The 23,065-nt window shown below is 65.6% G+C and carries 22 protein-coding genes; 17 read left to right on the forward strand and 5 right to left on the reverse strand.

Annotated elements, in window-relative coordinates; genetic code table 11:
- Positions 1-9 precede the first annotated feature (9 nt).
- From I6F16_RS01630 to aat, 10 genes are all read left to right on the forward strand, one after another.
- Entirely contained in the window at positions 10-1,410 is a 1,401-nt protein-coding gene (locus tag I6F16_RS01630; protein ID WP_036022887.1) for a M48 family metalloprotease, read from the forward strand.
- A gap of 97 nt (positions 1,411-1,507) precedes the next feature.
- Positions 1,508-2,275, forward strand: a complete 768-nt coding sequence (locus I6F16_RS01635) for a DsbA family protein (protein ID WP_036022886.1) — start codon at positions 1,508-1,510, stop codon at positions 2,273-2,275.
- A 209-nt stretch (positions 2,276-2,484) separates the two neighbouring features.
- Complete coding sequence (locus I6F16_RS01640) at positions 2,485-3,360, forward strand: DUF1236 domain-containing protein (protein ID WP_225113974.1); 876 nt, start codon at positions 2,485-2,487, stop codon at positions 3,358-3,360.
- A gap of 226 nt (positions 3,361-3,586) precedes the next feature.
- The gene (aroQ, locus tag I6F16_RS01645; protein WP_036022884.1) at positions 3,587-4,054 is read left to right on the forward strand and encodes a type II 3-dehydroquinate dehydratase; all 468 of its coding nucleotides are present in this window, start codon (positions 3,587-3,589) and stop codon (positions 4,052-4,054) included.
- 35 nt (positions 4,055-4,089) lie between these two features.
- Positions 4,090-4,578, forward strand: coding sequence for an acetyl-CoA carboxylase biotin carboxyl carrier protein (accB, locus tag I6F16_RS01650; RefSeq protein ID WP_036022883.1), 489 nt, complete (start codon positions 4,090-4,092; stop codon positions 4,576-4,578).
- An 82-nt stretch (positions 4,579-4,660) separates the two neighbouring features.
- Positions 4,661-6,019, forward strand: a complete 1,359-nt coding sequence (gene accC / locus I6F16_RS01655; RefSeq protein ID WP_036022882.1) for an acetyl-CoA carboxylase biotin carboxylase subunit — start codon at positions 4,661-4,663, stop codon at positions 6,017-6,019.
- A gap of 106 nt (positions 6,020-6,125) precedes the next feature.
- Entirely contained in the window at positions 6,126-7,652 is a 1,527-nt protein-coding gene (locus I6F16_RS01660; protein WP_225113973.1) for an ATP-binding protein, read from the forward strand.
- Complete coding sequence (locus I6F16_RS01665; protein ID WP_036000093.1) at positions 7,649-8,089, forward strand: response regulator; 441 nt, start codon at positions 7,649-7,651, stop codon at positions 8,087-8,089. The genes I6F16_RS01660 and I6F16_RS01665 overlap by 4 nt, the downstream gene beginning before the upstream one ends.
- A complete protein-coding gene (locus I6F16_RS01670) occupies positions 8,086-9,201 on the forward strand; it encodes a histidine kinase dimerization/phosphoacceptor domain -containing protein (RefSeq protein WP_225113972.1) in 1,116 nt (371 codons plus the stop codon). The genes I6F16_RS01665 and I6F16_RS01670 overlap by 4 nt, the downstream gene beginning before the upstream one ends.
- Before the next feature lie 55 nt (positions 9,202-9,256).
- Positions 9,257-9,937 carry a leucyl/phenylalanyl-tRNA--protein transferase gene (gene aat / locus I6F16_RS01675; protein ID WP_225113971.1) on the forward strand — a complete coding sequence of 227 codons (681 nt, stop codon included), beginning with the start codon at positions 9,257-9,259 and terminating at the stop codon, positions 9,935-9,937.
- 12 nt (positions 9,938-9,949) lie between these two features.
- Here aat and I6F16_RS01680 read toward each other — a convergent pair whose 3' ends face one another.
- Entirely contained in the window at positions 9,950-10,978 is a 1,029-nt protein-coding gene (locus tag I6F16_RS01680; protein WP_192893224.1) for a DUF2155 domain-containing protein, read from the reverse strand.
- A gap of 204 nt (positions 10,979-11,182) precedes the next feature.
- On the opposite strand from I6F16_RS01680, the gene I6F16_RS01685 reads away from it, so the two are divergent.
- Positions 11,183-12,229 carry a Na+-dependent transporter gene (locus I6F16_RS01685; protein WP_225113970.1) on the forward strand — a complete coding sequence of 349 codons (1,047 nt, stop codon included), beginning with the start codon at positions 11,183-11,185 and terminating at the stop codon, positions 12,227-12,229.
- Positions 12,230-12,267: 38 nt separating this feature from the next.
- On the forward strand, positions 12,268-12,522 hold the full coding sequence (locus I6F16_RS01690) for a PepSY domain-containing protein (RefSeq protein WP_036000102.1): 255 nt from the start codon (positions 12,268-12,270) through the stop codon (positions 12,520-12,522).
- Between the two features lie 76 nt (positions 12,523-12,598).
- On the opposite strand, the gene I6F16_RS01695 is transcribed toward I6F16_RS01690, so the two are convergent.
- Positions 12,599-13,537, reverse strand: coding sequence for a GlxA family transcriptional regulator (locus I6F16_RS01695; protein WP_225113969.1), 939 nt, complete (start codon positions 13,535-13,537; stop codon positions 12,599-12,601).
- 114 nt (positions 13,538-13,651) lie between these two features.
- Between I6F16_RS01695 and I6F16_RS01700 the strand changes: the two genes are divergently transcribed.
- Positions 13,652-14,338: a DJ-1/PfpI family protein gene (locus I6F16_RS01700; RefSeq protein WP_225113968.1), complete on the forward strand. Its 687-nt coding sequence runs from the start codon at positions 13,652-13,654 to the stop codon at positions 14,336-14,338.
- A 422-nt stretch (positions 14,339-14,760) separates the two neighbouring features.
- Here I6F16_RS01700 and I6F16_RS01705 read toward each other — a convergent pair whose 3' ends face one another.
- The gene (locus I6F16_RS01705; protein WP_036022873.1) at positions 14,761-15,168 is read right to left on the reverse strand and encodes an NADH:ubiquinone oxidoreductase subunit NDUFA12; all 408 of its coding nucleotides are present in this window, start codon (positions 15,166-15,168) and stop codon (positions 14,761-14,763) included.
- Between the two features lie 240 nt (positions 15,169-15,408).
- On the opposite strand from I6F16_RS01705, the gene I6F16_RS01710 reads away from it, so the two are divergent.
- From I6F16_RS01710 to I6F16_RS01720, 3 genes are all read left to right on the forward strand, one after another.
- Positions 15,409-16,122, forward strand: coding sequence for a BA14K family protein (locus I6F16_RS01710; protein ID WP_225113967.1), 714 nt, complete (start codon positions 15,409-15,411; stop codon positions 16,120-16,122).
- 238 nt (positions 16,123-16,360) lie between these two features.
- On the forward strand, positions 16,361-16,783 hold the full coding sequence (locus I6F16_RS01715; protein WP_036022871.1) for a response regulator: 423 nt from the start codon (positions 16,361-16,363) through the stop codon (positions 16,781-16,783).
- Positions 16,780-19,038: a CHASE3 domain-containing protein gene (locus I6F16_RS01720; protein ID WP_036000119.1), complete on the forward strand. Its 2,259-nt coding sequence runs from the start codon at positions 16,780-16,782 to the stop codon at positions 19,036-19,038. Before I6F16_RS01715 ends, I6F16_RS01720 begins: the two co-directional genes overlap by 4 nt.
- 21 nt (positions 19,039-19,059) lie before the next feature.
- Here the strand turns inward: I6F16_RS01720 and I6F16_RS01725 are convergent, their stop codons facing one another.
- On the reverse strand, positions 19,060-20,340 hold the full coding sequence (locus I6F16_RS01725; protein WP_225113966.1) for a malonyl-CoA decarboxylase family protein: 1,281 nt from the start codon (positions 20,338-20,340) through the stop codon (positions 19,060-19,062).
- 12 nt (positions 20,341-20,352) lie between these two features.
- Complete coding sequence (gene mdcA, locus I6F16_RS01730; RefSeq protein WP_225113965.1) at positions 20,353-21,999, reverse strand: malonate decarboxylase subunit alpha; 1,647 nt, start codon at positions 21,997-21,999, stop codon at positions 20,353-20,355.
- 111 nt (positions 22,000-22,110) lie between these two features.
- On the opposite strand from mdcA, the gene I6F16_RS01735 reads away from it, so the two are divergent.
- Positions 22,111-22,971 carry a LysR substrate-binding domain-containing protein gene (locus I6F16_RS01735; protein WP_225113964.1) on the forward strand — a complete coding sequence of 287 codons (861 nt, stop codon included), beginning with the start codon at positions 22,111-22,113 and terminating at the stop codon, positions 22,969-22,971.
- Positions 22,972-23,065 lie beyond the last annotated feature (94 nt).

A 23,065-nucleotide genomic window follows, 5' to 3' on the forward strand; every position in this document is an offset into this window, starting at 1 on the left:
GACCGCTTGATGTCGCTCCAGATCGCATTGCGCAAGAAGGCCTCCGCCCTCACCGCCCTCGTCACGGCCACGGCGATCGCGCTGACGCCGTTCTCGGCCGCGCGCGCGCAGGCCAAGGGGCCGCCGGTCCTGCGCGACACCGAGACCGAGCAGCTGCTGCGCGAATACACGCGTCCGATCCTGCGCGTTGCGGGTCTGGAGAAGCACAACATCCAGATGGTGATCATCAACGACGGCTCGTTCAACGCCTTCGTCGCGGATGGCCGCCGCATCTTCGTCAATTGGGGCGCGATCCTGCAATCGGAGACGCCGAACCAGATCATCGGCGTGCTCGCGCACGAGACCGGACACCTGGCGGGCGGCCATCTGTCCAAGCTGCGCGAGCAGCTCGCCGCCGCCCAGACCCAGATGATCATCGCGATGCTGCTCGGCGCCGGCGCGATTGCGGCCGGCAGCACGCAGCGCAGCAGCGTAGGCAACAACGGGCTCGCCAATGCTGGCGCGGCCGCCATCGCCGCTCCGCAGGAGGTGATCCGCCGCACGCTGCTGTCCTACCAGCGCCAGCAGGAGGAGAATGCCGACCGCGCCGGCGTGAAATTCCTGGCTGCGACCCAGCAATCGCCCAAGGGCATGTACGAGACGTTCAAGCGCTTCACCAGCGAGAGCCTGTTCGCCGCGCGCGGCGCCGATCCCTATCTGCAGTCGCATCCGATGCCGGCCGAGCGCGTCGCCGCACTACAGGAGTTCGCAAGCTCCAGCCCCTACTGGAACAAGAAGGACGATCCCGCGCTCCAGCTTCGGCATGACATGGTCCGCGCCAAAATCTCCGCCTTCATGGAGCGGCCGGAGACGGTGTACCGCCGCTATCCCCAGACCAACGACAGCCTGCCGGCGCGCTATGCCCGCGCCATCAGCACCTATCTGCACGGTGATCTGCGCAGCGCGCTCGCCCAGATCGACGCGCTGATCCAGGTGCAGCCGAACAACCCGTATTTCTACGAGGTGCGCGGCCAGGCGCTCCTGGAAAGCGGCAAGGCGGCCGAAGCGATCGCTCCCTTGCGTAAGGCCGTCGCCCTCTCGAACAACGCCCCCCTCATCGAGATGTTACTTGGGCAGGCTCTGGTCGGAACCGATAATAAGGCCTACACCGACGATGCCGTTCGGATTCTCCGCGCCGCGGTGGCCCGGGAGCCCGAGGCGGCGCTCGGTTATACCCAGCTCGCGATGGCCTATGGCCGGAAGGGAGATTATGCGGAGGCAGATCTCGCCTCGGCCCAGGCCGCATATTTGCGCGGCGACAACAAAACCGCCCGCGAGCTTGCCACGCGCGCGAAAACACGTTTCGCCGTCGGCACCCCCGGATGGGTCAAGGCCGACGACATCGTGGCGGCGAAGCCGCCGCGCAACTGACGCAAACTCGAACGACGCCCGACCACGACGTCACGACACCGGGCTTGAATCCGCCGGGACGTTTCTCGAAACCCGCTTTGGATAAGAGGATTTGACTATGCCTTCGCTGCGCCTGCTCGCTCCTGCCCTGTTCGCGCTCGCCATGTTCGGCGCAGCCGTGCCCGCCTCGGCCGACAGTTTCTCCGACAGCCAGCGCACCGAGATCGAGAAGATCATCAAGAACTATCTCGTCAGCCATCCCGAGGTGCTCGAGGAGGCCATGGCCGAGCTCAGCAAGCGCCAGGCCGCGGCCGAAACGCAGAAGCACCAGGCCAGCATCGCGCAGAACGCCGAGGCGATCTTCAACTCGCCGCGCCAGGTCGTGCTCGGCAACAGGGACGGCGACGTCACCTTCGTCGAGTTCTTCGACTACAATTGCGGCTATTGCAAGCGCGCGATGGACGACATGCTGACCATCATGAAGGGCGATCCGAAGCTGAAGGTGGTGCTGAAGGAATTTCCGGTGCTGAGCCAGGGCTCGGTGGAAGCGGCGCAGGTCGGGGTCGCCGTGCGCATGCAGGATCCCTCCGGCAAGAAATATCTCGACTTCCATCAGAAACTGCTCAGCGGCCGCGGCGCCGCCGACAAGGCCCGCGCGATGCAAGCCGCCAAGGAAGCCGGTCTCGACACGGCTCGCATCGAGAAGGACATCGCCAGCCCCGAGGTGCGCGCCACCCTCGAGGAGAATTTCAAGCTTGCCGAAGCGATGGGCATGAACGGTACGCCGAGCTACGTGATCGGCAAGCAGATCGTGATCGGTGCCGTCGGTGTTGAAAGCCTGAAGGAGAAGATCGGCATTGCCCGTTGCGGCAAGGCGACCTGCTGATCACAGTTTTACGATAGCGAGAACACAAAAAGGCCGGCAGACATGCCGGCCTTTTTTCTTGCGCTGAACGTTGGCGCCTTCGTGCAAAGTCATTCATCTGGCGTTCAACAAACAAAAGCCGCGGAACAGTCGAAGTTCCGGAACAACTCAAATCCCCTTTCGTTGTCGGCGCGGGCAATGACGCGAATGAACACGTGAGGAGAATTTCGATGTTGAACCGCTTTATGATTTCGGTTGCCGCAGTCGCGCTCGTCGCGGGCACTGGCCTCGCGAACGCGCAGGGCAATATGGGCCGCGACAGCGGCGGCGGCGCCGGTGGCGCGCAGACGCAGCATTCGCAGCCTTCCGGCGGCGCTGCTGAGCGCGGTGGCTCGATGAGCCAGGACAAGGGGACCGTTGGCCAGGCCGGCGGCTCCGGGACGATGAAGTCCGAAGACAAGTCCGGCGCGATGAAGGACGAGCGCCCCTCGGGCGGCGCGATGAACAAGAACGCGGCCGAGGACAAGTCTGGTACCACCAAGGGCCAGCGCACCGATGATCGCACGCAGGGCCAGATGGACAAGTCCCAGCAGGACAAGTCCAAGAGCATGAGCCAGGACACCAGCAAGTCCGGTGCTAAGGACCAGAAGGACATGAAGGCTGAGGGCAGCAAGAGCGGCACCTCGACCACCGAGACCCAGAAGGGCACCGGCACGAGCACCAACCAGAATGCTCAGGGCCAGACCGGCACCAGCACGAACCAGAACGCGCAGGGCCAGACTGGCACCAGTTCGACCCAGAACGTTCAGGGCCAGAGCTCGACCACGGTCGGCCAGGCCGGCGCCGCTGCCAAGCTTTCGACTGAGCAGCGCACGCAGATCACGTCCGTGATCCGCGAGCAGCGCGTCGCCCCGGTGACCAACGTGAACTTCTCGATCTCGGTCGGCACCCGCATTCCGCGGGAGGGCATCACCCTTCACGCCCTGCCGTCGCGGGTCGTGTCGATCTATCCGGAATGGCGGAGCTACAAGTACGTCCTGGTCCGGGAAGAGATCGTCATCATCGATCCGGACACCTACGAGATCGTGGCCGTCCTGAACGTCTAAGGCGGACACGGGCAATCTCAGGGGCGGGCAGCGATGCCCGCCCCTTTGCATGCGCCGGGCAGCCATGCTTCGGACTGGTTAACAAGCAATTTCCGTGGTTTCCGCACAGGTTTTTGCGCACTGGATGAGGCGGTTGAACCCGCCGCTGAGGCCCTTCAAGGCTTCCCCTCACGCGCTTTGTTACCTATAACCCCCGCCACGCCGAAACACCTCTTCCGGGATTGGAATGGCCGAACCTGCAACCGACACGATCCTCGTCCTGAACGGGCCGAACCTCAACATGCTGGGGACCCGCGAGCCCGACAAGTATGGCCATGCGACGCTGGCCGACGTCGAGGCGCTGTGCCGGGACACGGCCGCGACGTTCGGCCTGAAGGCGGACTGCCGGCAATCCAACCGCGAAGGCGAGTTGATCGATTTCATTCACGAGGCGCATGCGCGCAAGATGAAGGGCATCATCATCAATGCCGGCGGCTATTCCCACACCTCGATCGCACTGCACGATGCGCTGCTCGCGGTGCAGATTCCGACCGTCGAGGTGCACGTGACCAACATCCACGCCCGTGAGAGTTTTCGTCACCATTCCTACACCGCGCGCGCGGCTTTCGCCTCGCTCTGCGGTTTCGGCATCGAGGGCTACCGCCTCGCCATCCAGGGCCTTGCCGCCAAGCTCGGCATCAAGCCCAACGCCTGACGCTCCCTTCCAACAGAACATTCGGATCAAACAACATGGCGCGCCAGCCAGACGACAAAGCAGCCGCAAAGTTTTCCAGCGAGGATTCCGCGCTCGTCCGCGAGCTGGCACTTCTGCTCGATGAGACCAGCCTCACCGAGATCGAGATCGAGCGAGCGGGTCTGCGACTGCGCGTTGCCCGCAACATCAGCGTTGCCGCGACCATGCCGATGCAGGTGACGGCTCCTCCGGCCGCCCTGCCGGTGGCAGCAAGCCCCGCGGCCCCTGCCGCGGCCGATCTGTCGAAGCATCCCGGCGCCGTGACCTCGCCGATGGTCGGCACCGCCTATTGGGCGCCGGAGCCGGGCGCAAAGCCGTTCATCGACGTCGGCACCAAGGTCTCAGTCGGCCAGACCCTGCTGATCATCGAAGCCATGAAGACGATGAACCAGATCCCCTCGCCGCGCGCCGGCACGGTGACGCAGATCCTGGTCGAGGACGGCCAGCCGGTCGAGTACGGCGAGCCGCTGGTGATCATTGAGTGACGCGAATGGGGAATAGCGAATAGCGAATGGCGTCAGCCTTCCCTACTCGCCATTCGCCACTCGCCATTCGCTGCAGGACAACATGTTCGACAAGATCCTCATAGCCAACCGCGGCGAGATCGCCCTTCGCATCCTCAGGGCCTGCAAGGAGCTCGGGATCGCCACCGTCGCCGTGCACTCCACCGCCGATGCCGACGCCATGCATGTGCGGCTGTCGGACGAGAGCGTCTGCATCGGGCCGCCGGCGTCCAAGGACAGCTATCTCAACGTGCCCGCCCTGCTCGCGGCCTGCGAGATCACCGGTGCCGATGCCGTGCATCCCGGTTACGGCTTCCTCTCCGAGAACGCGCGCTTTGCGGAAATCCTCGCCGAGCACAATCTGCACTTCATCGGTCCGAAGGCCGAGCACATCCGCCTGATGGGCGACAAGATCGAGGCCAAGAAGACCGCCAAGCGCCTCGGCATCCCCGTGGTGCCCGGCTCGGACGGCGCCGTCGGTCCCGACGACGATGCGATGGCGATCGCGAGGAAAATCGGCTTCCCCGTGCTGGTGAAGGCGGCGGCGGGCGGCGGCGGCCGCGGCATGAAAGTCGCGCACAGCGAGGCCGACCTCCAGGTCGCCTTATCGACGGCGGCCAACGAGGCCAAATCCGCCTTTGGCGATGCTTCCGTCTATCTGGAAAAATACCTGCAGAAGCCGCGCCACATCGAGATCCAAATCCTCGGCGACGGCCGCGGCGGCGCGATCCATCTCGGCGAGCGCGACTGCTCGCTGCAGCGCCGCCACCAGAAGGTCTGGGAGGAAGGCCCCTCGCCCGTGCTTGCTGCCGCCGCGCGCGCCAAGATCGGCGAGACCTGCGCGAAAGCGATGCGCGAGATGAAATATCTCGGTGTCGGCACCATCGAATTCCTGTTCGAGGACGGCGAGTTCTACTTCATCGAGATGAACACCCGCATCCAGGTGGAGCATCCCGTCACCGAGAGCATCACCGACATCGACCTCGTGCTGGAGCAGATCCGCATCGCCGCCGGCGGCGACCTGCCGGCCAGGCAGGACGAGGTCCAGGTCATCGGCCATGCGATCGAGTGCCGCATCAACGCTGAGAATCCGCAGACCTTCCGCCCCTCGCCCGGCCGGATCCTGCAATATCATCCGCCCGGCGGCCTCGGGGTCCGGATCGATTCCGCCGTCTACCAGGGCTACACGATCCCGCCCTATTACGACTCCCTCGTTGGCAAGCTGATCGTGCACGGCAAGACCCGCGCCGAATGCCTGATGCGGCTGCGCCGCGCCTTGGACGAGATGGTGGTCGAGGGCATCGAGACCACGCTGCCGCTGTTCCGCGCGCTGGTGCGCGAAGCCGACATCATCAACGGCGACTACCACATCCACTGGCTGGAGCAGTACCTGGCCGGCAAGGTGGAACCAGCGCCACGATAATCACGCCCTCTCATGGAACCCCTTGCCTCCAATCGCGTTCTGGAGGGTTGGGGCCAGTTCTAAGGGGGCGTTTTGAACTCCATTGCCTGTAAACAGGTGAACCGTCGTGACGGCTGAAGGCCAGCGACGGCGCGCATTCTGGCAGATCCTGCTGTTCGCGGCGGGCCTTTTGGTGCTGACCGTGATCAGCGCCGGTTCCGTCTACCTCGTCAACAAGGCGCGGGAGGACAGCAAGTGGGTGGTTCACACCATCGAGGCTGAAAACCAGATCAACGCCCTCCTCTTGGAAATCCGGCGTGCGGAAAGCACCGCCCGCGGCTACCTGCTGACCCAAAGATCGGATTTCAAGGCAGACCACGACAAGGCCATCGCTGCAATCGTGCCAGCGCTCGACAGGCTTACACGCCTGATCGGCGACAATCCGCAACAGCGCAAGAGCATCGAAAAGCTGAGTTCGGTGATCGAGACGCGGCTCGGCCAATTCGCGCAGGAGATGGATTTCATCCGTCAGGGTCAGCCGGAGAAGGCCGCAGGGTTGGTGCGCGAGCTAGCCTCCGCCGATACCACGGCGGCGATTGCCGAAGTCGCGACGGGAATGCTTCAGGAGGAGGAACGGTTATTCCGCCTCCGCACGGCCAACTCCGACCGCAGCCAGACCCTGGCCGCCTCGATGACCGGTATCGGATCCGGCCTGGTTGTGGTGCTGGCGCTGATCTCGATCTGGCTGGTGCGGCGTTCGACACGCGAACGCGATGCGGCCGAAGCGCGCCTGCGCGATGCCAACCTCAATCTCGAGGCCGTCGTCGACGAGCGCACGGCGGATCTGCGCGAAGCCAACGACGAGATCCAGCGCTTTGCCTATATCGTCAGCCACGATCTGCGCTCGCCGCTCGTCAACATCATGGGCTTCACGAGCGAGCTCGAAGAGCTCGGCGGCGACATCTTCCGCCGCATCGGCAGCCTCGCGCACGCCCCCGCGGATGGAGCGCCGCTCGCGCCCGCCGCGCCGGGCGAGATCGCGCTCGAAGGCGCCGACAAGCAGCTGCAGGAGGATTTCTCCGAAGCGCTCGGCTTCATCAAATCGTCGATCGCCAAGATGGACCGGCTGATCTCGGCCATCCTCAACCTCACCCGCGAGGGCCGGCGCGAATTCCAGCCGGTGAAGGTCGACACGCGCGAGCTGATTGAGGCCATCGTGACGACGCTGGCGCACCAGGCCGCCGAGGCGCAGGCCGAGATTCACGTCGAGCCCCTGCCGGACCTCGTGAGCGACCGTCTCGCCCTCGAGCAGATCTTCTCCAACCTGATCGACAATGCCATCAAATATCTCAAGCCCGGCGTGCCCGGCGAGATCAGAATCCGCGGGCGGACCAAGCTCGGCTACGCTATCTTCGAGGTCAGCGACAACGGCCGCGGCATCGATCCCAAGGACCACCAGCGGATCTTCGACCTGTTCCGCCGCGCGGGAACCCAGGACAAGCCCGGCCAGGGCATTGGTCTTGCCCATGTGCGTGCACTTGTGCGTCGCCTCGGCGGCACCATGTCGGTATCATCGGAACTCAACACGGGCAGCACCTTCACGATCACGCTGCCGATCGCCTGGAACGTGAGCAACCGGAACAGAGATCGATGACCCAGCCTGTCACCATCATCATGGTCGAGGACGACGAGGGCCATGCCCGTCTGATCGAGCGCAATATCCGCCGCTCGGGCGTCAACAACGAGATCGTCTCCTTCACCACCGGGACCGACGCCATGCGGCACCTGTTCGGCGCCGACGGCTCCGGGCTGGTGCAGAAGGGCAACGCGCTCCTGATCCTGCTCGACCTCAACCTCCCCGACATGACCGGGATCGACATCCTGAAGCAGATCAAGGAGAACAAGTACCTGAAGGCCTCGCCCGTGGTGGTGCTGACCACCACCGACGATTCCCAGGAGATCAAGCGCTGCTACGAGCTCGGCTGCAACGTCTACATCACCAAGCCCGTCAACTACGAGAATTTCGCCAACGCCATCCGGCAGCTCGGTCTGTTCTTCTCGGTCATCCAGGTCCCGCCCGCCGCCACATGAACCAGCGCACGCCGACACTGCTCTACATTGACGACGACGGGGCGCTGGCGCGCCTGGTCGATCGCGGCCTGACGCGGCGCGGCTTCCGGGTCGTCCATGCCGCGAGCGGCGAGGAAGGGCTCGAGCACATCCGCCGCGCCGCCGCCCAGAACAGCACCGAAGGCGGCATCGACGTCGTCGCGCTCGATCAGTACATGCCGGGCCTCGACGGGCTCGAGACGCTCGAGCAGATCATGGCGATCCCGGACGCGCCGCCCGTCGTGTTCGTGACCGCCTCGCAGGATTCCAGCATTGCGGTGACGGCGCTCAAGGCGGGAGCGGCCGACTATCTGGTCAAGGACGTCCAGGGCGACTTCATCCCGCTCCTCCACGTCGCGGCCGAAGGCGCGCTGCGCCAGGCCGAGCTGCAACGGGCGCGCGAGGAAGCCGAGGCCGAGATCCACGCCTCGCGCGACCGCTACGCGGCGCTCGCCGCCGAACGCGAGCTCCTGCTGCGCGAGGTCAACCACCGCGTCGGCAACTCGCTCCAGATCATCGCCTCGCTGCTGCACCTGCAGGCAAGCTCCGCCGCACAGGACGAGGTCAAGGCGGCGCTGACCAACGCGATGGGCCGCGTCGCCGCGGTGGCGCAGGTGCACCGCCGCCTCTACACCTCGCAGGACCTCAAGAGCGTGGTCCTCAATCAATATCTGGACTCGCTGCTCGAGGATCTCAGGCGGTCGGCCGAAGGCAACCGCATGTCGCGCCTGACGCTGAAGGCCGAGCCGATCGAGATCGATCCGGACCGTGCGGTCGCCGTCGGCATCATCGTCAACGAGCTGGTGATGAATGCGGTGAAATACGCCTACCCCGACGGCGCCGGCCCGATCCATGTCGAGCTGATCTCGCAAGGCGATGACCTCCTCCTCTCGATCACCGACGACGGCGTCGGCGACAACGCCAAGGCCGATCCGCGCTCCACCGGCATGGGCCAGCGCATCGTCGCGGCCATGGCCACCAAGCTCGACGCCGCGGTCGAGCGCGATCCCGCGCATTCCGGAACCCGGGTCGTGCTGAAGTTCGGCCGCATGCCCGCAAGCGTCGGCAAGACCAGCACCGCTGCCGCCAGCTGAGCGGTCCGGCCGCACCCATCGCAACTGCATTGCGATCCTGCTATGATGGCAAGCCATGACTTCGCGCGACTCCGCCCCGTCTGAAATCACGCCGGCCGTGCTGCTGCGCGCTTATGCCTGCGGCATCTTTCCGATGGCGGAAAGCGCCGACGATCCGACCCTGTTCTGGGTCGAGCCGGAGCTGCGCGGCGTCATCCCGCTCGACGGCTTCCGCGTCGCCTCGCGCCTCGCGCGCACCGTGCGCTCGGATCAGTTTCGCGTCACCGTCAACACCGCGTTCGAGGCGACCATCGCCGGCTGCGCGGCGCCGCAAGTGGGCCGCGAGGATACCTGGATAAACAAGCGCATCCGCGACCTCTATGGCGGGCTGTTCGAGCTCGGCCATTGCCACAGCGTCGAAGCCTGGCAGGGCGACGAGCTGGTCGGCGGTCTCTACGGCGTCAGCCTGGGGCGGGCCTTCTTCGGCGAGAGCATGTTCCACACTGTGCGCGATGCCTCGAAGGTCGCGCTGGTGCATCTGGTCGCGCGGCTCATTCACGGCGGCTTCGAGCTGCTCGACACCCAATATGTCACCGAGCACCTGAAGAGCTTCGGCGCCGTCGAGATCTCGCGGCGACGCTATACCGCGCTGCTCGACAAGGCGCTGGCGGGCGAGCCCGGCGATTTCCTGAAGCTCTCCGCCGGCGAAGCGATCCCGGGCGCACGAGCCCTCGAGATCATCGCTGCGCGGCAATAACGAACAGCTCGGTTAGCGGCCAAATCCGGGAATGCCGAACAGGCCTGGGCGCTGCTCCGGTGGTGGCGGCGGTGGCGGCGCCGGTTGCTGCTGCTGGATCGGCGGCAGCGGCTGCGGCGGGCGCTGCTGCACCTGCTTGGGCGCGGCCTTCTTCTGCGCGGGCGGCGGTGGCGGCGGCTTGGCCGCGGCCGGATCCGGTGCCGCCGTCGCCACGGTCTGCTGCGGCTCTTTGCAGTCGGTCAGCCAGATGTCGTAGATCGGATGCTCGACGCCGTGCAGGCCGGGGCTCGCCGCGTACATCCAGCCCGAGAAGATCCGCTTCACCTCGCCCTGCAAGGTGATCTCGTCGACCTCGACGAAGGCGTCGGTGTTGGCCGCTTCAGTCGCCGGACGCGTGTAGCAGGCGTTGGTCTTGACGCGGAGCGCACCGAACTGGACGGTCTCGCCGATCTCCTCGTCGAAATTGATGATGCGCCCGGTGATCTTGTCGAGGCCGGAGAACGTCGCCTTCTTGTTCACGATCTTCTGGGCCGGCGGCTCCGTCACGACCTCGTCGCCCGGCTGGAGGCTGGCCGGCGTCTGCGGCACGCCGCCCTTCTGCTGGGGCTGGCGCTGACCGGGCGCTCCGGGAGCGCCTTGCGGACCCGGCGGAGTGATCGCGGCCGAGGGCGGCTGGTTCGGCGGCGCGAGGGTCGAGCCCGGCGGCGGTGCTAGGGGCTGGGTCTCGACCGGCCCGGGCATCACGTTGCCCTGCCGGCCCGGAGGCGGCGGCATCGGGCGCGACGGCAGCACTCGGCCCTGCGGCGGCAGCTCCGGCACCTCTTCGTCGTCCTCGGGCATCTGCTGCGGCTGGGGCTGGCCGCGCGGAATGCTGCCGGGCGGCCGCAGCGGCGGCGGATCGGAGAAGATCGTGCCGATCTGCGCACTTGCCGGCGTCGCAGCCGTCAGTGCGGTGGCGGCCAAAAGCGCCGCAAGACCGGTCAGGGAAAAGGTTTTGAACATTTCGCGCGGCTTCAACAGCGAATCGGGCTCGTTGGACATTCTACAGGGGATACCGCCGCTCGCAGGCCTTCCGGTTAACACGCCGAATACGGCGGGGGAAGGGCGGCATCCCTGCCCTTCCCGGCCCGGTCTGGCCAGGCCGGCTCCCGGATGGGATAGTCCTGAGCCCCTCGCCGGGGCACCCCCATGGCCGAAGGCGAGCATACCCTCCAAAGCGCTACACAGCCGATAATACCGACAGAAATGCCCTCCCTCCTCCGAGCCGTCCTCGCCCTTCCCCTGCGTGCCCTCGGCTGGCTTGGTGGCCAGGGCACGCGCGCGGTGGCGGCGATTGCCTTCATCGCGGTCGCGGTGCCGCCGCTCGGCGCGCTGCTGCGCCCCTACGTCACCGAGGCGATCTTCCTTCTGCTCTGCATCTCCTTCATGCGCGTCGATCTCGGCGCGCTGTACGGACATCTGCGCCGGCCGGCGCTGGTCGCGGCCGCCACCGCCTGGACCACGATCGGTGTGCCGCTAATCTTCGCCCTCGCTGCCCACGCGACGGGGCTCTCCACGAGCTCTCCAGGCCTTGCTCTCGCGCTGATGCTCCAGGGCATGGCCTCGCCGATGATGGCGGCGCCAGCGCTTGCCGCGCTGATGGGCCTCGATGCCGCGCTGGTGCTGGTCACGCTGGTGACCTCGACCGCGCTCGTGCCATTCACCGCCTCGCTGTACGCGAGCCTGTTTCTCGGCGGCATGCTCAGCATCTCTCCGATGACGCTCGGCTTGAAGCTGCTCGGCATCCTCGCCGCATCACTGGTGACCGCCACGATCATCCGCCGTCTGGTGGGCAGTGATGCAATCCAGCGCCACAAGCGGCCGATCGACGGCCTCAACATCATCATACTCTTGGTGTTCGCCTCCGCAGTGATGGGCGACGTCGCAACCGAGTTTCTCGCCGATCCGCTGTTCACGATCGCCGTCGCGCTGCTCGCTTTTGCGGTCTACTTCACCCTCCTCGCCGCAACCACGCTGATCTTCCGACGTGCCGGCACCGAGCGCGCGTTCGCGCTCGGCCTGATGGTGTCACAGCGCAATCTGGGCCTGATGCTGGCGGCCACCGCCGGCGCGCTGCCGGCGACGACCTGGCTCTATTTCGCGCTGACGCAGTTTCCGATTCACTTTGCGCCGTACATGCTGATGCCGATCGCAAGGCGCCTGACGGCACGCACGAATGGGTCCAGCGAGGCAAAAAAGGCCGAAGTTCACTCGTTTGTGTCACAGGAGCGCCGTGAAGGAACAACAATCTAAGGTGGCCGTTCAAGGTCTGTTACCCAAAGGAGGTCGCGATGAGGTTTGCCGTGATTTTGGTTCTCGGCTCGCTCGCGCTGGGCTCGGCCGCGAGAGCCGATCGACCCGGCCCCGACTGGATGCCGATGCAACAAGTGATAGCCAAGATCCTGGAGGCGGGCTATTCCGAGGTCACCAAGCTTGAAGCCGACGATGGCCGGTGGGAGGGCGAAGGCATCAAGAACGGCCAGAAGATGGAATTCCGTGCCGATCCCAAAACCGGCGCCATCGTGAGCGAGAAGCCGGACAAGTGAGCATCGCCGAAGTCCGCTTCTGAGCAACGCCCGACTTCGCCGTTCCGCAGGGCTCGCCAAGGTCAAGAGAAACGTCCTACCCCGCCCGCGCCGCGCGCCGCAGCGCCTGCGGCGGCTGGCCATAGGCGCGGATGAAGGCACGCCGCATGCGCTCGGGGTCGCGGAAACCGGTCACCTCCGCCACGCGCTCGATCGCCTCGCGCGAGGACTGCACGCGCTCGCGCGCGACTTCGAGCCTGAGCCGCTCGATCGCCTTGGACGGCGTCGTGCCGGTCTCGGCGGCGAAGGCGCGGGCAAAATGCCGTGCACTCATGCCGGCGCGATCGGCGAGATCCTCCACGGTCAGCGGCGCATCGAGATTTTCGCGTGCCCAGGACAATAGCGTGCCGAAGCGTCCGTTCGGCGCCTTCAGCTCCAACAGCGACGAGAATTGCGACTGCCCACCGCTGCGGCGGTGATAGAGCACGAGCTGCCGCGCGGTTGCCTGCGCGATCTCCTCGCCGTGGTCCTCGGTGATCATCGCCAGCGCGAGGTCGATCCCCGCGGTGATACCTGCGGATGTCCACACATTGCCGTCGCGGGTAAAAATCTGGTCCGGCTCGAACTTCACCTTGGGAAAGCGCGCGATGAAATCGCGCGTCCGTCCCCAATGGGTGGTGGCTCTGCGACCGTCGAGAAGCCCCGCCGCGGCGAGCACGAAGGCGCCCGAGCAGACGCTCGCGACCCGCACGCCGCGCCGTGCCAGCCGCTGCACGAAGGCCCGCGTGACCTCGCAGCGCGCGGCCTCCGCGACGCCCATGCCGCCGGCGACGACGAGCGTCGTGATCGCGTTCGCGGTCTTGAAGTCGCGCGCCATCATCTCGACGCCCGACGAGCTGCGCACCAGCCCCGGCTTGGCGGCCAGCACGCGGATGGCTGGCGCCTTGCCGAGGCAGCGCGCTGCGATCTCGAACGCCGAGATCGGACCTGCCGCATCGAGCAGCTGGAAGTCCGGGAAGATCAGGATGCCGATCATGGGCCAAGCCTGGTATGTAGAGTTGGTATGTCCGAAAGCGAGGGAATTATGCCATTTCAGACAGAAGGGCACCATGCCATTCTGCCGGCGTCAAGCGCATTATCGGAGGCTCCCATGTCGTCACCGCTCCAGATCGGAATCCTGGTATTTCCGCGCGTCACCCAGCTCGATTTCACCGGCCCCTTGCAGGTGTTCGCCATGGTCCCGGACGCAAAGCTGCACCTGATCTGGAAGCGGATCGAGCCGGTGCCGAGCGATTCCGTGCTGACGCTGACGCCGACTACGACCTTTGCGGATTGCCCCCAGCTCGATGTCATCTGCGTGCCGGGCGGCCAGGGCACCAACGACCTTCTCAACGACGAGGACGTGCTCGCATTCCTGCGCAGGCAAGCGGCAGGCGCCAAGTACGTCACCTCGGTCTGCACGGGATCGCTGGCCCTCGGCGCCGCCGGCCTTCTGAAGGGCTACAGCGCCGCCACCCATTGGAGCGCAATGGAGATGCTCGCACAGTTCGGCGCGACGCCGACCAAGACACGCGTCTGCGTCGATCGCAACCGCATCACCGGCGGCGGCGTCACCGCCGGGATCGATTTCGCGCTGACGCTGGTCTCGATCATGGTCAATCGCACCATGGCCGAAGCGATCCAGCTCCAGATGGAATATAATCCAGCCCCGCCGTTCAATGCCGGATCGCCCGACACCGCGCCAGCCGAAGTGCTGGCGCTGCTGAGGGAGCGCGGCGCGCAGAACCATGCACGGCGGCTCGAGGCGGTGCAGCGCGCGGCCGAGCGGGTGGCGTAAAGGATCGGGCTTGCTCTTGTACCCCGGACGCAGCGCAGCGCTGCACGCTGCACCGCGTCCGGGACACGCGAGGCGAACAACGACAGAAAAAGGCCGCTCGGTTTCCCGAGCGGCCTTTCCTGTCTCACGGTGGCTGCACATTCACATCGGGCGATGTCGGAGCTTCCAGACCGGGGGCCTATCTCCCGATCGAGTCCTTCCTCGGCGGCCGCTGCATCTCGGGACAGTCGCGAACTGTTGCCCGAACCGAACGCGATGGTCTCCCATCTCCGTAAGATGGGATCATTGAGCCGCATCGCCCGCCTCGCGGCAACACCTGCGCAGGCGGCATCCCCGCTGTTCCCGTTGTCCACAGCGGCGCGGCGCGGATGCATGTGCATCCGCTTTGGACGATGGTGATTCGTGGGTCGGCCGAAAGGGGCTTAGCCGGGCGTCCAGGGCTGATAGTCGCCGGTCGCCTTGGGACGCCTGCCGCTGGCGAGCGTCGAGCCGGAGGGACGATAGGCCTTGGCCGTGCCGGTGAGATTCGGCTGGTGCGGCTTCTCCCACTCGCGCGGCTGATAATCGATCTCGGTCGGCGGCTTGTCGACGACGTGGTGAATCCAGCCATGCCAGGACGGTGGAATCCGGCTCGCTTCCGCGTAGCCGTTATAGATCACCCAGCGCCGCTCGAAGCCGAGCGCCGGATCGATCGCCCCGCCCCGCGTGCGGTAGTAACGGTTGCCCTGCTCGTCCTCCCCGACCAGCTCGCCATACCGCTTGGTCCAGAGCTGGGTGCCAAAGGTCTGGCCATTCCACCAGGTGAAGAACTTGAGGAAGAATTGTTTCATGCGGCAAGGGCCCTGCTTCGTGGGGTCCTGATGCCATCCGGGGGCCGAAATGTCCAGTTCGGCAGGCGCGTCGGCGCCCCCGCAAATCCGCCTGCCGCGCACGCCCCTGCCGCAAAGCCGACGCGATTCATTCATGCGCGGTACAGCGGCGGGACCTGAGGCTCCATGCGCGCGCAAACCGGCGTGATCCCAGGAACCCCCGCGCTTTCTCAGGGTTGCTTTCCGGGAAAGGAGTTTACCATGAACAGTCTGAAATTGTTGAGTGCCGCTGCGACGGTGGCGTTGGTTCTTCCCTTGGCGAGCCCGAGCTTTGCGCAGCAGAGTCGTGCCGCCGCGGTCGGAGCGGGCGGTGGTGCGGCGATCGGTGGCGGAGGTGCCGCGGTCGGTGGCGGAGGCGGCGGCTTCGGTGGCGGCGCCCGCATGGGCGGCGGCGGCGCCGCGTTCCAGGGCGGTGGCGGCGGTTTCGGGGGCGGAGCCGCGATGCGCCCGAGCGGTGGCAATTTCGCAGGCGGTGGCGCGGTCCGTCCGGGCGGTGGCAGTTTCGTCGGGGGCGCGGCAGACCGTGCCGCTATCTCGCCGAGCTTCAGTGGGACCCGTAGCGCTGCAGTTGCGGGCAACTGGCAGGGCGGCAGCGGCAATTGGCAGGGCGGCAGCGGCAACTGGAGCGGTCGTCACTGGCACGGTCGCCACCACCATCATCATCGCCACGGCGGCTTCTGGCCGGGCTTTGCGGCTGGCGCGGCGATCGGAGGCCTCGGCTCCTACGCCTATTACGGCAGCGGCTACGGCTATTACGATGATCCCTACTACTACGGCTACTATGACGAGCCGTCGGTTGCCGTAGTGCAGGATGGCGGCGGCGACGCCGCTTATTGCGCGCGGCGCTTCAAATCTTACGACCCGGCCTCGGGCACCTATCTCGGCTACGACGGCCGGCGGCATCCTTGCCCGTAAGCAGATCGCGAAGACTAGAGGCGAAAGGCGTCGCAGCAATGCGGCGCCTTTTTTGCAATCGGCGCCTTCCTCGCTCCTTTCGGCTCCATCACCCTCGCAGATAAATACAAATCGATGCAAATGGACCTTTATGCACCAAACCGTGCATATCCTGCGCGATCCAATCGCAAATTGACCGGACCCACGATTCGCGGATATCACAAATCACAGTGGGGACTTCGATCTTCTGGGAAGTGTCATGCCGCGTATTCTCGTGGTTGATGACGATCCGATGGTCGGCGCGACCATCGAGGTCCTCCTCCAACGTCAGGGCTTCGACGTCACGCTGACCGACGGCGGCGAAACAGGACTGGCTGCGCTGGAATCGCAAGCCTTCGACGTCATGCTGGTCGACATCTTCATGCCGCATATGCGCGGCTTCGAATCCATCCGCATCTTTCACGAGCGCGCCCCTGCCACGCCGCTGATCGCGATGTCAGGCTATGCCTTCGCCTCGTCCGCCTCGCCCTCTCCCGATTTTCTCCGCATGGCGCTTGAGCTCGGCGCAACGCGCTGCCTGCGCAAGCCGTTCACGCCGGAAGCGCTGCTGACCACGATCCGGGAATGCCTTGCCGGCGCGGGCGAGAGCGCGCCGCCGAAGGACCAGAAAGAAGCCCCTTGATTCCAACGCAGCGCGTCATTCTCGGTGTTGGACTTGCCATCCTCCTGATCATCACCGCGGCCTCGATCGCCCTCGACGTCAAGTCGCGGTCCGACGCGGCGTCGGTGAACCACACCGTCCAGGTGCAAAAGAAGATCTCCGATCTGCGCGTGCTGCTGCGCCGGGCCGAGAGCGCCGCGCGCGGCTACGAGCTCTATCGCAGCCAGGGCTTCAGCGACGAGTTCCAGGCGGTGCACGCCAAGCTCGCGCCGGCCCTCGCCGAGCTCAAGCGCGACGTGCGCGACACCCCCGATCAGGTCGCCCTGCTTGAGGGCACCGAGCCGCTGGCGCTGCGCCGGATCGAGATCGCCGCCACCGCGATGCGCCTGCGGGCCGCCAACGACCAGGCCGGCATTGCCGCGCTCAACAGCAAGGCCGAGGGCCGCGGCCTCATGGACACGGTGATGCGCAATCTCGACCGCCTGAGCGCGGAGGAAGAACGCCTGCTCGCCGCCCGCTCCCAGGATTCGCGCCGCACCGGCATCGTGCTGCTCGGCATCGACGTCGCCGGCGCCGTGCTGATCCTGCTCCTGGTCGCGTTGGTGATGCGCGAAAGCCGCCGCACGACCGGTGAGCTCCAGAGCTCGCTCGAGCAGACCCAAGCCGCCAAGGCGGCGCTCGAGGCGGCGGTGGCCGAACGCACCGAGCACCTCGTCGCCGCGCATGACGAATTGCGCCTGTCGGTCAACGTGCTCCAGAGCACGTTTCGCAGCATGGCGGAGGCGGTGCTGGTCATCGACGCCGAGGGCACCGTGCTGCTGTCCAATCCGGCCGCCGAGCGCATGCTGCTGCATCGCACCGGCATGAACGTCGGCAATCTGCGCGCGCTGTCCGACGTGTTTCACGGCGACGGCGTCACGCCGCTTCCGGCCGACGAGCTGCCATCGACGCGCGTGCTGCGCGGCGAGCAGTTCGAAGAGCTGGAGATGATCGTCCGCCCGCACAGCGGCAACCCGCCGCGCCATCTCATGGTCAGCGGCCGGCCGATGCGGGACGGGCAAGGCAACATTTCCGGCGCGGTGCTGGTCTATCACGATGCGACGACCTCGCGCGAGACCGAGCGGCAGTTGCACCAGTCGCAGAAGCTGGATGCGATCGGCAAGCTGACCGGCGGCGTCGCGCACGACTTCAACAACATGCTCACGGTCATCTCCGGCAACACCGAGACGCTGGTGGAGCGCCTGAAGGACCAGCCCGAGCTGCAGCGCACGGCCCGGCTGATCGACGATGCCGCCGAACGCTGCGCCGAGCTGATCCAGCACCTCTTGGCATTCGCGCGCCGGCAGCCGCTCGAGCCGCGCAACGTCGACATCAACGCCGCGATCTCGGACATCGCAAAGCTTCTGCGCCCCACCCTCGGCGAGCAGATCCAGATCGAGACTGTGCTGGAGCAGGGGCCGATGACGACGCATATCGATCCGTCCAGGCTCACCAACGCCGTGCTCAACATGGCGATCAACGCCCGCGACGCCATGCCGGGCGGCGGCAAGCTGCTGCTGGAGACCCACCGCGTCGTGCTCGACGAAGCCTATGCGCAGGCCAATGCCGACGTGGCAGCGGGCCCCTACATCATGCTCGCGGTCAGCGATACCGGCACCGGCATGCCCTCTGACGTGCAGCAGAAGGCGTTCGAGCCCTTCTTCACCACCAAGGAGGTCGGCAAGGGATCCGGCCTCGGCCTCTCCATGGTCTACGGCTTCGTCAAGCAATCCGGCGGCCACATCAAGATCTACAGCGAGGAAGGCCACGGCACCACGATCAAGCTCTACCTGCCGCCGGGCGAAGGCGCAGCGGACATCGCAACCGGCGTCACGCCGACGGCCGAAGGCGGCGCCGAGACCATTTTCGTGGTCGAGGACGATCCGCTGGTCCGCAACTTCGTCACCGCGCAGCTCCAGAGCCTTGGCTACAAGACGATCGCCGCGTCCGACGGCAAGGCGGCGCTGGACCTGATTGAGGCCGGGCAGAGCTTCGACCTGCTGTTCACCGACGTCGTCATCCCCGGCGGCATGAGCGGCCGCGAGCTCGCCGACGAGGTGGCGAGGCGCCGGCCGGGCGTGAAGGTGCTCTACACCTCCGGCTACACCGACAACGCCATCGTCCATCACGGCAAGCTCGACGACGGCGTGCTGCTGCTGACCAAGCCCTATCGGCGCAACCAGCTCGCCGAGATGATCCGCAAGGCGCTGAACGGCGGCGGGATGGCGCCGAGCTAGCGCAACGAACTTGATCGCGGCTCAGTCGGTGATGTGCAGTAGAGCATCGACATCAGGCGAACGGATGATAGTGCCGTCGCGTACAAATGCTTCGTGATTGGTCTCAATGGTGTTGTGGTCATAAAGATAGTTGACCATGATCCCGAAGGATTCTTGAATCGCACGCAGAGCGGTATTGCCGAGCCAATTGATGCGTTCGAGCCGTGCGCCGTTGCCGAGGTGAAAACGCGCCACGGGGTCGATGCGTATCGAGGGCTTCCGTGTCAGATAGCTAGCGCAGAGCCGCAGCAAGGGCACGCGCAGCTTCTCGCTCTGCGCCGGGTCATTCCACCAGCTATCGCTCTCCAGTTGCGATAACAGCGCCGCATCGGGATCACTTGCATTTGCAAGCCGATTAGCGAGCCATTGCCGAAATCCCGGTACCGGAGATAGGGTGGAAAAACGCTTCAGCTGCGGAAACTCCGACTGCAGCTCTTCAACGACCTGCTTGATCAGGAAATTGCCGAACGCCACGCCGCGCAGGCCGTCCTGACAATTGGAGATCGAGTAGAAGATCGCGGTGTCGGCGCGCGCGGCGCGCTGCTGCGCGATGGCTTCACCGTCGTCCTGCGACAACAACGGCTGCACGGCCGTGGCCAGTCCTTCCACCAAAGCAACCTCGACGAAAATCAGTGGCTCGCCTGGAAGTGCGGGATGAAAGAAGCCAAAGCAGCGCCGATCGGGTGCAAGGCGCCGGCGCAGGTCGTCCCAGCCCTTGATTTCGTGCACGGCTTCGTAGGCGATCAGCTTTTCCAGCACCGCGGCCGGTGTCTGCCAGTCGATGCGCCGCAACTCGATGAAGCCGCGGTTGAACCATGAGGCGAACAAATGCTTGAGATCCGCGTCGAGCAACTTCAGTTCGGGGTCAGTGCGCATGTATGAAGCAATTTCGCTGCGAATCGCGATCAGCGCGCTGATCCCGCCGGGTGCCATGTTGATTCGCCGCAGCACTTCCTGGCGCGGCGGCTCGGCAGCACGCGCGAGTGCGGCCGCGGCTTCTGCGGTGCCTTCGGCGAGGTAGCGCTGCGCCGCCGCGCGCAAAGCCGGACCGTGAGGATGGAATTCCGTGGCGAGATAGCGCTGAAAGCAGCGGCGATCGTTGTCGTCGAGTGCACCAAGCATCTCGCGCAATTGCCGCGCGACCAGCGCTCCTGAGGCCTGGCTGCGCTCGGAGAGCAGCGATGCTGCGAGCTGCTTCGCGCGATCGAGGGGCGGCATTGTCGTGCTGGATGGATCGTTGAAAGTTTGGCGGATTGCGGACATGACTATTCCTCCTCAAGCTTGGGCGGTGACGGCGCGGCGGAACTTGGCCGGTGGCGCGTAGAGTCCGCTCGAGGCGGCCACGAGGTCATCGATCGTCTTGGCGGCGAGCAAATCGCGCGTCGCCGTGCCGACGTCGATGCCAAGGTCTGCCGGAAACATCACGATGCCGCGACGGCGGAGGCTCTCGGTTGTGTCCGGCGATTGGCGCTTGCCAAATTCGGTGTCGCCGGCGATCGCGCGCAATGCCGCCTCGCGATCTTGCGGTGATCGGCAGCGCAACAGGTTCGCCACGGCCTTCTCGGTGATGACATGGCTCACGTCGTCGCCATAGATCATCACCGGCGGCAATGCGAAGCCGGCGGAGGCGGCCAGATCGAACGCGTCCAGACGCTCGACAAAACTGGGCGTGCCGTTTGGCTGATGGGTCTGCACCATCTGCACCACAAGCTTGCGGCCGCGTAAGAGATCGCCTGCTTCCTGACCGGCGCGAAGCCAGGTGGGGCTGTCGTGGCGACGACCGCGTGCATCCGCGCCCATGTTCGGCGCACCGCCGAAGCCTGCGATCCGGTCTTTCGTGGCCGTCGAACTGTTGCCTCGCGCGTCGATTTGCAGCGTGGCGCCAACAAACATGTCGCAGGCATATTGTCCGGCGACCTGCGCCAGTGCCCGGTTCGACCGCAGGTTGCCGTCGGCGCCGATCGGGAATATATCGGCGTGCTTTGCGACGTAGCGCTCCATACCGAGCTCGGAGCCGAAGCAATAGACGCCGTCGACGAAGCCGGCTTCGATCGCCGGGATCAGGGTCGGGTGCGGGTTGAGCACGAATTGGCTCGCGATCTTGCCCTTCAGGCCCCGCCGGGCGGCAAATGTCGGGAGGATCAGCTCGATCGCCGCGGTGGCGTAACCGATGCCGTGGTTGAGCCGCCGGACCTCAAATGGCTCATAGACCGCAGCAATCGCCATCATCGCCATCAGCACGTTCTCGTCCCTTACCTTGGCGGGGTCGCGCGTGAACAGAGGCTCGATCGCGTAAGGCTTTGGGCTCGGTATGACGAAATCGACCCAGTCGCCGGGGACGTCTACTCGCGGCAACCGGTCAACGATCTCGTTGACTTGCGCCAAGACAATGCCGCCGCGAAAGGCCGCGGCTTCGGCGATGGTCGGCGTGTCTTCGGTGTTGGGACCGGTGTAGAGATTGCCGTTGCGGTCGGCCTTGTCGGCGACGATCAGCGCCACGTGCGGCGTCAGGTCCACCAACATCCGAGCATAGAGCTCGAGATAGGTATGGATTGCGCCGATCTTCACCGTGCCGCTGCCGACCAGTTCGGCGAGCTTGCGGCTCTGCGGACCTGCGAAGGCAAAATCGAGCCGATTGGCGACACCGCGCTCGAACACGGCGAGATGATCGGGCAGCGCCAGCACCGACTGCACCATGTGCAGATCGTGAATCTGCGCCGGATCCACGCTCGTCAGGGCGGCGGCAAGAAAATCGGCCTGCTTCTGATTGTCGCCCTCGATGGCAACGCGGTCGCCCGGCTCGATGATCGCTTCGAGCAACTCGGTCGCGCGCTCGGCAGGGCAGAGCTTTTCAGAGCAGATCGTGGCGGCCCGAGCTAGCCTCGCGGAGCGATCCGCTCCCGGTCGTGATGTGGCGTGCATGATGAACCTCCTTCGCTCGACGCTGTCTTCGATGCAGAAGTTAGGTGACCAGTATTGATTATAGAAACGATATTTTGTAATATGATTGATCATGAATTTGGATCAATCGGCATGCTGGAATTCGAGCTTTTGCGTTCCTTTGTTGCCGTCGCGGATTGCGGCGGCTTCCACCGCGCCGCCGAACGGCTCAATCTGACGCAGTCGACCATCAGCCAGCAGGTCAAGCGATTGGAGCTTGAAACCAAACGTCCGCTGTTCCGGCGCACGACCCGCAGCGTCGCGCTGACCGACGATGGAGAGATGCTGCTGGGTGACGCCCGTCGTCTGTTGCAACTCGAGGAGGCGGCCCGCCATCGCCTGTCAGCGCCGCGCTTGTCAGGAGCCGTGCGTCTTGGAGTGGTCGAGGAAGTCGCCGGCGGCTCGCTGCCATCGGCGCTGGGACGCTTCGCCATGTTGCACGCGAGCGTGAAGCTCGAGGTGCAGATCGGCGTTAGTGCGGAATTGATCGAGCAGTTGAACAAGGGACGACTCGACGTCGTGTTCGCTAAGCGTCCGCTCGGTACGTCGCGTGGGCGCCTGGTCTGGCGCGAACCCATGGTCTGGGCCGCCGCCGACGCGTTTGATCTGGTTCCGGGCGCGGTGCTGCCGCTGGCGCTCTATCGCGAGCGGTCAGTATCGCGTGAGGCAGCGCTCGCCGCGCTAAATGACAGCGAACTGACGTGGGAGATCATCTATACCAGCCCCAGCCTGACAGGTGTGCGCGCGGCGGCGCTCGCTGGTCTCGCCATCGCGCCGCTTCCCGCGAGCGCGGTCATTGCAGGTTTGCGCATTCTGGGATCGCAAGAGGGGCTGCCGCGCCTTCCTGACCTTGAGTTCGCAATCTATGAGAAAGCCCGGCCCGAAAAGGCCGCGGCGGCGCTGGCCGCAGCGCTTCTGGCACTTGGGCAATCGCCAGCGCGCCCGACGATTTAGCGCCATATGTTCCGTTGCGGGTCCAAACCCCAGGGTACAGATTGGTTCATCTCGCAATGATGAGGATCCGTCAGGCGGTATTGAGCGCATCGGT

It is taken from the genome of Bradyrhizobium sp. IC4060, assembly GCF_020193715.1.
In the GTDB taxonomy this organism is placed as follows: domain Bacteria; phylum Pseudomonadota; class Alphaproteobacteria; order Rhizobiales; family Xanthobacteraceae; genus Bradyrhizobium; species Bradyrhizobium yuanmingense.

Coding starts and splice junctions, on each gene's coding strand:
- I6F16_RS01635 (WP_036022886.1), top strand. CDS start 1,508: ATGCCTTCGCTGCGCCTGCTCGCTCCTGCCCTGTTCGCGCTCGCCATG.
- I6F16_RS01630 (WP_036022887.1), top strand. CDS start 10: ATGTCGCTCCAGATCGCATTGCGCAAGAAGGCCTCCGCCCTCACCGCC.
- accC (WP_036022882.1), top strand. CDS start 4,661: ATGTTCGACAAGATCCTCATAGCCAACCGCGGCGAGATCGCCCTTCGC.
- I6F16_RS01665 (WP_036000093.1), top strand. CDS start 7,649: ATGACCCAGCCTGTCACCATCATCATGGTCGAGGACGACGAGGGCCAT.
- I6F16_RS01735 (WP_225113964.1), top strand. CDS start 22,111: ATGCTGGAATTCGAGCTTTTGCGTTCCTTTGTTGCCGTCGCGGATTGC.
- I6F16_RS01670 (WP_225113972.1), top strand. CDS start 8,086: ATGAACCAGCGCACGCCGACACTGCTCTACATTGACGACGACGGGGCG.
- I6F16_RS01640 (WP_225113974.1), top strand. CDS start 2,485: ATGTTGAACCGCTTTATGATTTCGGTTGCCGCAGTCGCGCTCGTCGCG.
- I6F16_RS01725 (WP_225113966.1), bottom strand. CDS start 20,340: ATGTCCGCAATCCGCCAAACTTTCAACGATCCATCCAGCACGACAATG.
- aroQ (WP_036022884.1), top strand. CDS start 3,587: ATGGCCGAACCTGCAACCGACACGATCCTCGTCCTGAACGGGCCGAAC.
- I6F16_RS01680 (WP_192893224.1), bottom strand. CDS start 10,978: ATGTCCAACGAGCCCGATTCGCTGTTGAAGCCGCGCGAAATGTTCAAA.
- I6F16_RS01705 (WP_036022873.1), bottom strand. CDS start 15,168: ATGAAACAATTCTTCCTCAAGTTCTTCACCTGGTGGAATGGCCAGACC.
- aat (WP_225113971.1), top strand. CDS start 9,257: ATGACTTCGCGCGACTCCGCCCCGTCTGAAATCACGCCGGCCGTGCTG.
- I6F16_RS01700 (WP_225113968.1), top strand. CDS start 13,652: ATGTCGTCACCGCTCCAGATCGGAATCCTGGTATTTCCGCGCGTCACC.
- I6F16_RS01685 (WP_225113970.1), top strand. CDS start 11,183: ATGCCCTCCCTCCTCCGAGCCGTCCTCGCCCTTCCCCTGCGTGCCCTC.
- I6F16_RS01715 (WP_036022871.1), top strand. CDS start 16,361: ATGCCGCGTATTCTCGTGGTTGATGACGATCCGATGGTCGGCGCGACC.
- accB (WP_036022883.1), top strand. CDS start 4,090: ATGGCGCGCCAGCCAGACGACAAAGCAGCCGCAAAGTTTTCCAGCGAG.
- I6F16_RS01710 (WP_225113967.1), top strand. CDS start 15,409: ATGAACAGTCTGAAATTGTTGAGTGCCGCTGCGACGGTGGCGTTGGTT.
- I6F16_RS01695 (WP_225113969.1), bottom strand. CDS start 13,537: ATGATCGGCATCCTGATCTTCCCGGACTTCCAGCTGCTCGATGCGGCA.
- mdcA (WP_225113965.1), bottom strand. CDS start 21,999: ATGCACGCCACATCACGACCGGGAGCGGATCGCTCCGCGAGGCTAGCT.
- I6F16_RS01690 (WP_036000102.1), top strand. CDS start 12,268: ATGAGGTTTGCCGTGATTTTGGTTCTCGGCTCGCTCGCGCTGGGCTCG.